General features: G+C 54.9%; 1 rRNA gene. It reads right to left on the reverse strand.

The window, feature by feature from the left end:
* Positions 1-21 precede the first annotated feature (21 nt).
* A 23S ribosomal RNA gene (locus EAE93_RS23725) occupies positions 22-2,273 on the reverse strand; the annotation flags it as partial.

Consider the following 2,273-nt stretch of genomic DNA (forward strand, 5'->3'; position numbering starts at 1 on the left):
CCAAAACCCCTTCGGCGTTGTAAGGTTAAGCCGCTCGGTTCATTAGTACTGGTCAGCTCAACGCATCGCTGCGCTTACACACCCAGCCTATCCACGTCTTCGTCTTAAACGTTCCTTCCGTGACTCTAAGTCAAGGGAAGACTCATCTCAAGGCAAGTTTCCCGCTTAGATGCTTTCAGCGGTTATCTCTCCCGCACTTAGCTACCGGGCGATGCCATTGGCATGACAACCCGTACACCAGCGGTGCGTCCACTCCGGTCCTCTCGTACTAGGAGCAGCCCCTTTCAATCTTCCTGCGCCCACGGCAGATAGGGACCGAACTGTCTCACGACGTTCTAAACCCAGCTCGCGTACCACTTTAAATGGCGAACAGCCATACCCTTGGGACCTACTTCAGCCCCAGGATGTGATGAGCCGACATCGAGGTGCCAAACACCGCCGTCGATATGAACTCTTGGGCGGTATCAGCCTGTTATCCCCGGAGTACCTTTTATCCGTTGAGCGATGGCCCTTCCATTCAGAACCACCGGATCACTAAGACCTACTTTCGTACCTGCTCGAGCCGTCACTCTCGCAGTTAAGCTGGCTTATGCCTTTGCACTAACCTCACGATGTCCGACCGTGATTAGCCAACCTTCGTGCTCCTCCGTTACGCTTTGGGAGGAGACCGCCCCAGTCAAACTACCCGCCAGACACTGTCCTCAGCCCGGATAACGGGCTTAAGTGAGAACATCGAACATTCAAGGGTGGTATTTCAAGGATGGCTCCATGCAGACTGGCGTCCGCACTTCCAGGCCTCCCACCTATCCTACACATCAAGGCTCCATGTTCAGTGTCAAGCTATAGTAAAGGTTCACGGGGTCTTTCCGTCTTGCCGCGGGGACACTGCATCTTCACAGCGAGTTCAATTTCACTGAGTCTCGGGTGGAGACAGCCTGGCCATCATTACGCCATTCGTGCAGGTCGGAACTTACCCGACAAGGAATTTCGCTACCTTAGGACCGTTATAGTTACGGCCGCCGTTTACTGGGGCTTCGATCAAGAGCGTCGCCTTGCGGCTAACCCCATCAATTAACCTTCCAGCACCGGGCAGGCGTCACACCGTATACGTCCACTTACGTGTTTGCACAGTGCTGTGTTTTTAATAAACAGTTGCAGCCAGCTGGTCTCTGCGACTGGCTTCGGCTCCGGGCGCAAAGCCCCTCACCTACCGCCAGCGTGCCTTCTCCCGAAGTTACGGCACCATTTTGCCTAGTTCCTTCACCCGAGTTCTCTCAAGCGCCTGAGTATTCTCTACCTGACCACCTGTGTCGGTTTGGGGTACGATTCAATGTCACCTGATGCTTAGAGGCTTTTCCTGGAAGCCGGGCATCAGCCACTTCACTGCCGTAGCAGCTCGTCATCACGCCTCAGTGTTACAGAAGAGCGGATTTGCCTGCTCCTCCCACCTACACGCTTAAACCGGGACGACCGTCGCCCGGATGGCCTAGCCTTCTCCGTCCCCCCTTCGCAGTCACATTCAGTACAGGAATATTAACCTGTTTCCCATCAGCTACGCCGTTCGGCCTCGCCTTAGGGGTCGACTCACCCTGCCCCGATTAACGTTGGACAGGAACCCTTGGTCTTCCGGCGAGCGGGTTTTTCACCCGCTTTATCGTTACTTATGTCAGCATTCGCACTTCTGATACCTCCAGCGGGCCTCACAGCGCCACCTTCAACGGCTTACAGAACGCTCCCCTACCCAATAACACCTGAATGTCATTGCCGCAGCTTCGGTGCATGGTTTAGCCCCGTTACATCTTCCGCGCAGGCCGACTCGACCAGTGAGCTATTACGCTTTCTTTCAATGATGGCTGCTTCTAAGCCAACATCCTGGCTGTCTGGGCCTTCCCACATCGTTTCCCACTTAACCATGACTTCGGGACCTTAGCTGGCGGTCTGGGTTGTTTCCCTCTTCACGACGGACGTTAGCACCCGCCGTGTGTCTCCCGTGATAACATTCTTCGGTATTCGCAGTTTGCATCGGGTTGGTAAGCCGGGATGGCCCCCTAGCCGAAACAGTGCTCTACCCCCGAAGATGACTTCACGAGGCGCTACCTAAATAGCTTTCGGGGAGAACCAGCTATCTCCCGGTTTGATTGGCCTTTCACCCCCAGCCACAGGTCATCCGCTAATTTTTCAACATTAGTCGGTTCGGTCCTCCAGTTAGTGTTACCCAACCTTCAACCTGCCCATGGCTAGCTCACCGGGTTTCGGGTCTATACCCTGCAACT

Source organism: Photorhabdus akhurstii (assembly GCF_018448925.1).
GTDB lineage: Bacteria > Pseudomonadota > Gammaproteobacteria > Enterobacterales > Enterobacteriaceae > Photorhabdus > Photorhabdus akhurstii.